The following is a 5,433-nucleotide window of genomic DNA, read 5'->3' as shown; positions in this document are numbered from 1 at the left end:
TACCATACGATTGATCGGCACATGCTGAACATTTTATTCGGGGTTTATTACAAATCCCGGGGACCCATTCATTCAGGCAGACCGGACTGTATCCTGAAGCGCCCTTTTTGCTTTGCCATTTTTTTGCATACACATCGGTCCTGCCTCGAAACAAGGACATGAAAAGATCAATCTTTTCATTATGTTGAGAATATCGGGTAACTAAACCGCCATATGTTCCTCCAGGCACTGCTGCATCGGATTTTGGATTTGATGCAGGTTTCTCAAAGTGGTTGAATGCAGTTACTCCGGATTTGACAGGTTTATGATGAGAAATAATATTTTCAGATTTGGAAACAAATTCCCGGATTTTTGCTTTCAGAGCTTTGTTCTCTTCAATCAGGGCATCATATTTTCTTTTTAATTCATCGTAATCGTTAATAGTCATATGGCATCTGATTCATCGTATTCTTCATAAAACCGGATCGCTTCCTTCGTATTCAGGGGTGTTTGAGTTGTAATAATGCGGTCCAAAATCGGTTTGCCGTATTTGGGTTCTCCAATCTGTAAAAACGGCGTCACCTCAGAGGTGGATATCTGATTACCCGTAAAAACCGCCGGCATAGCCAACTCTCCCGGTGCAGCAAGGTAGCGTGGCGCCCAGATCGGGTCAAATAATCCAAATATCCTTTTTCATTGAGGGGCATTGATTTAGGATTCGCCTCCATATAAATGCGGACACCCTAAGGGGAAGTCCATCAGCCCGTTGATCCAGAGAGTTCAAGCAGCTTTTGCCGGAAATAAGCAAAACTTGGGGAAGCATTGTTTGTTACATCCATGTACAGAGGGATCTTTTCAGCCCACTGCGATTTCTCAGCACCGACAGATTGCCAGCCTTTTGCTGAAAGTGCGGTTGAACCACCTTTATAGACGGCATCTGCCAAGCGCTCCCAGGTGCCGCAAATGGAATCATTTACGTATGCATTCAAGACAGCGTGTTTGGCTTTTGGATAAGCAGATCTGACCGCCGGAATGTCACCAAGAAACCAGGCCTCACCTTCTTCAATGCAAATGCAAAAACGGGTCTCCGGTTTGGGATCGCAGGCGTTCAAAATATCTAAAAGCTCTTGGCGAAATGCTTTGAGGCACTTGTCATCAAGATCGCAGACAAGAATCACGGCGGCCGGAAACCCGGCTGGATATTTGGCAAAAGTGTTCCCGTATCCACGGAGGAGCTTGGGGAGCTGATCAAGCAGAATGCGTTTGCTGACATCCGCCTTGCCACCAAGGTTCTTCGGAATGCGGCCTATGCCTTTATAAGGATGAACATTGAACGTATGGTCATCCCCGATAATTTTGGGGACAAGAATATCGAGCGCTTTCTTGCCGGACTGGTCTTCAACGAGGATCTCGAAATGCATCAGATCACCTCGCGTCCAGATAATCACTGTACCAAAGTCCGCCTAACGGCAAGCCTTCAGCGACCATGTTCTTTACGATTGAATCGTCACTTGCCCTGCGTATAGTGGAAAATCCGTCCTGCCCTTTTTCCAGGATCCATACTTCGTGTGGTTCCAGAGCATCTACAAAATATGGCTGGTGTGTGGTTATGAATATTTGTGAAGCTCCTTTTCTGCCTGTGGCGTGCCCCCTGAACTCACGGGCCAGCGTCTCCAATAACTTATGATACAACCCGTTTTCCGGCTCTTCTATACAGATAAACGGGGCTGGCTCCTGGTCATTCAGCAACAGTAAGTAGCTGAACATTTTTAATGTTCCGTCGGACATTTGCTGCTGGGTAAATGGTTTGGCAAACCCTTTATCCTTGAAAAGAAGATAAAGGTTGTTGGTGATGCTGTCTCTGTATGGCTCTATCGTGCCAATACCAGGTATTTTTTTTGATATTTCTTCAAGAATCCGTTTAAAAACAATAGGATGATTTCGTTCCATATACTGGACAACATTACCGATATTATCGCCATGCAGGTTCAGGTGTTTTTGCACGCCGGCCTGGGGAATTTTTCTTGCTGAATCCGGCGTGAAATAGCTCAGATACCAACTTTGAATAAATTTTTTAAATTGAGCGATGCGCGGATTTTCTGAAAATTGCTCTGCAAGCGAGACGATGGCCAGTTTATGGGGATCAAATTCAACAATCCGCTTTGATGCCTCATCCCCTTCAAGCGCATCGTCACCGACATAAACCGTGCCTTTTCCTTTTTCAAGATTCAGAAAGGACCTCGGCCTGCCTGATCCCCCGCTGCTTTTTGCACGTTGTCTTAAACGCTCACTGAGGACGATGGGCAATTCTGTTTTCTCTTCTTTAGCAACACTCACTTCATATGTGATGGGGCGATCGTTTTTCGATTCACGATAATAAATTGTTATTGTAATCGATTGATCGATACCGGAAGAAATGAGTTTGTCATATCCTCCACGGTTCCTGGCATTACAGGCTGTTTCCAGGTCTGTTTCCATACAATCCGCAAGAAAACCAAATGCATCGAAAATTGAGCTTTTACCGACACCGTTTTTACCAATAACGACGGTTAAGGGTGACAGCGGATCCGCACTGCGCAATGTTGAATCTGTACCGATTCTGCCCATTGCAATATCACGCAATGAGCGGTAATTCTGAATCCTTAATCCTTCTATAAGAGCCATGATTCACCTCTCGTTCTTGTCACTGCCTGGTCGTAGTGTGCCATATGAGCAGAACTTGGGATCTTCTTCCAGGACCGAGTCAAACACCCTTTTTTGACTCATAGTTGCAATCCTATCTTTCCTGCAATTATTGATGCAAGATTCTTAAAGTCTTTTTTGGCATCCTGAACAGCATTCGCATGACTGCCGATGGCACCATCCGCTGATGTCAGGTTAAATATCGGTTTACGATGCTCCTGGGCCATGGGAATTAAACTGCGGTAGTGTTTGATTGTGGCCAGGCAGTATGGATCATCTTTCTGCTTGACGGTTGTATTCGACGCCTCGTTAAGAACTGCTTCCCGGTATACATTGGGAATGCGGTTTACCCATTTGTCATAAGCTTTCACCGGTCTGTCAAGCCTTACACTGTGCTGCTGGCAAAGGTAACCGATGGTCTGCATTTTTCCCTGGGGGAGGTAAAAATCAGGATAACTGCTTTTTTCGGGGCAGGTTTCCCAGTTGTCCAGCCTCTTTTTCCATAAACTCTGCCAGCTCCTCAAGGTAGGCCCAAGGTTTTTTAACCCTTGCAGGGAGAAGAGGTCCGCCCCGAGAGGAATCACCACGTAATCCGTTGCAACCAGAACCGATCGGTTGATCGCCCCCAGGTTCGGACCGATATCGACCAAAATGATGTCTGCCTGAACTTTTGCTGCCGCCATCTGCATGACCTGCCAGAACGAACTCAAAATACGCATAGGCCGGTAAAGATTGTTATCCCCCATGCTGTTAGGCCACTCAGCAGACAACGCATCTTCATATCCGGAGAGGCTGACATCCCCGGGGAGCAGATAAAGGTCGGTTGCAACATTTCTCAGAACCGGCTCTGCAATGTCGCCGACACCTGTCAGGGGTCTGACACACTGAAATATCGTCGAGCCTGTTTTTTGTTTGTCCCAAATTTCTTCAATCCTGTCCTCATCAAGGAATACCGCTGTCAAATTGGCCTGTGGATCAAGATCGACAATGACCACCCGTTTTCGAAGAGCAGCATACATCCAGGCCAGATGGTAAATAAGGGAAGTTTTTCCTACCCCGCCTTTGTTATTAAAAAATGTCAATACCGGCTGCTTCATGGCTTACCTCTTAAAATGCAGACAACAGCACTCCGGCTGGTTTCAAATTCAAGATCAGGATTACCATTCTTTGCCGTCTCTCTTCGTGCCACGGCAATGCCTCTGCCGAATGCCTGAATAAATCCGAAGGTCTTCAATACGTCACCAATATTCGGATTCCGGTAATCCGTAATTCCCGGCCTGCCGAAATTTTCGCCGGTTACATTTCCATACGGGCCTCCCGGGCTGTTAATTTCTATACGGTCGTTAAACCAATAAACTCGCACCGGGGCATTCGTGCTTTCATAGGTGCGGTGCAGAACGGCATTATAAAGTATTTGCTGAAGCGCCGCAGGAGGAAAAGGCATATCAACCTGGTGTGTTGCAGCCATGGTAATGTCCACAGCAGTTCGATTGTGAGCCCTCAGTTTTTCTTCGGAACGGCGCAGCATCTCAACAAATCCACCCCCTATGCTTTCTTCGTCAATTACCGGGTCAGCCAGTTCAGTCCCGTCAATCCGTAAGAATTGAATGCAAGCGCCGGGTATAAAATCCTGAGGCGTCTTTCCTACTGATAATAGGCCCAACACTGTGGGGGTTGTATCATCAGGTGAGACGACCATTTTACATGATGCCAGCCGCTCCTCATAAGATCGGTTATTTTCTTCCAGTATATCTGCTGCAAATGCCGACGGCAGGTATTCGTTTTCAAAAATCGTTTTAGAAAGATCGGTTATCTTTGCCGAAGGCACAGGATAGATATCAAAAGGCAAATTTTTGTATCTTCTTTTTTCGATTAGGATTCGCTCTTCCTGTTCATTTAAGCCGCGCAGTAACTGATCCGTAATAGGTTCATTGGAAGGATTTCCATCATCCCAGGCCCCTATAAAAAGCACGCCCGGTTTGTTGTGATTGGGCAAGTCATTGGCAAACGCACAAACGGCCTGACGGCCTTTCTTCGGCGTATCTCCCTTGAAGGATTTTTTTCGTTCTGCAAGGTCGGATTCCGTATCATTTAGCAGAGCTTCAAGTTCATGATCAGTATATCTTTGCATCTTCACCTCCCTATTCCATACCGTATTTAGTTCCCACAATTACATTGATAACTTGCCAAGATCAAACAATTTGTATCGATCTGCTGGCCGTATTCCGAATCCGTCACATACCCTAAGGGTTCTTCAATGGATTTTTTTATATGAAACTAGAGACAAGATACAAGAGGGCGAAGCGCCTGCGGCGCCCATTTTAGCCCTGAATTGTTGGAGTCTTTAGTTTCATTGTTTGTTGTGGGCTTGCGGCCCATGTGGGTTATAGGGAACCACGGGAATCAGAGGGACGTACAGCGCTGACCGTTGAATGAGAGGGCTCCCGGAAGGCACTCCTTAACCGCCCCATCAAGTTTTGCATCCGACAGAATAGCGGAAAGGGGCTCTGGAAGGCCTCAAGCAGGGCCGGTGCAGCAGGACGCCGAGCTTGGGCGGTTTGAAGATGACGGTATTGACCATGATCAGGGCCTTTAAATAACTGGAGTTCAGGCCATAAAAACCGGCTATATTTATTTTGTATAACCCCCGGGACTTGAAAAATAAAGCTTTTTCATGATATTTAAACAGGTTCTAAATAGATTGTGGAACGCTTTTACCATAAAAATTTAAGGGACAGGTATTAATCCATATGAAAGCATTGTTAGCCCTGG

6 protein-coding genes are annotated in these 5,433 nt (G+C 46.2%); all 6 read right to left on the bottom strand.

Annotated features, from left to right (window positions below; all coding sequences use genetic code 11):
• A partial coding sequence (locus tag AB7U36_RS17445) for a TOTE conflict system archaeo-eukaryotic primase domain-containing protein (RefSeq protein WP_428160954.1) occupies nucleotides 1–427 on the bottom strand: 427 nt, incomplete at its 3' end.
• Nucleotides 424–603 (bottom strand): hypothetical protein, encoded by a 180-nt coding sequence (locus AB7U36_RS17440; RefSeq protein ID WP_428160953.1) that lies wholly within the window; start codon nucleotides 601–603, stop codon nucleotides 424–426. The genes AB7U36_RS17440 and AB7U36_RS17445, both read right to left, overlap by 4 nt.
• Nucleotides 604–737: 134 nt before the next feature.
• Nucleotides 738–1,400 (bottom strand): hypothetical protein, encoded by a 663-nt coding sequence (locus AB7U36_RS17435; protein ID WP_428160952.1) that lies wholly within the window; start codon nucleotides 1,398–1,400, stop codon nucleotides 738–740.
• Between the two features lie 4 nt (nucleotides 1,401–1,404).
• A complete protein-coding gene (locus AB7U36_RS17430; RefSeq protein WP_428160951.1) occupies nucleotides 1,405–2,643 on the bottom strand; it encodes an AAA family ATPase in 1,239 nt (412 codons plus the stop codon).
• Nucleotides 2,644–2,741: 98 nt separating this feature from the next.
• Complete coding sequence (locus AB7U36_RS17425) at nucleotides 2,742–3,758, bottom strand: ParA family protein (RefSeq protein WP_428160950.1); 1,017 nt, start codon at nucleotides 3,756–3,758, stop codon at nucleotides 2,742–2,744.
• Complete coding sequence (locus tag AB7U36_RS17420; protein WP_428160949.1) at nucleotides 3,755–4,792, bottom strand: ATP-binding protein; 1,038 nt, start codon at nucleotides 4,790–4,792, stop codon at nucleotides 3,755–3,757. Before AB7U36_RS17420 ends, AB7U36_RS17425 begins: the two co-directional genes overlap by 4 nt.
• Nucleotides 4,793–5,433: the final 641 nt, after the last annotated feature.

The organism is Desulfobacter sp. (assembly GCF_050177295.1).
This window is presented reverse-complemented; position numbering and strand designations above follow the sequence as displayed.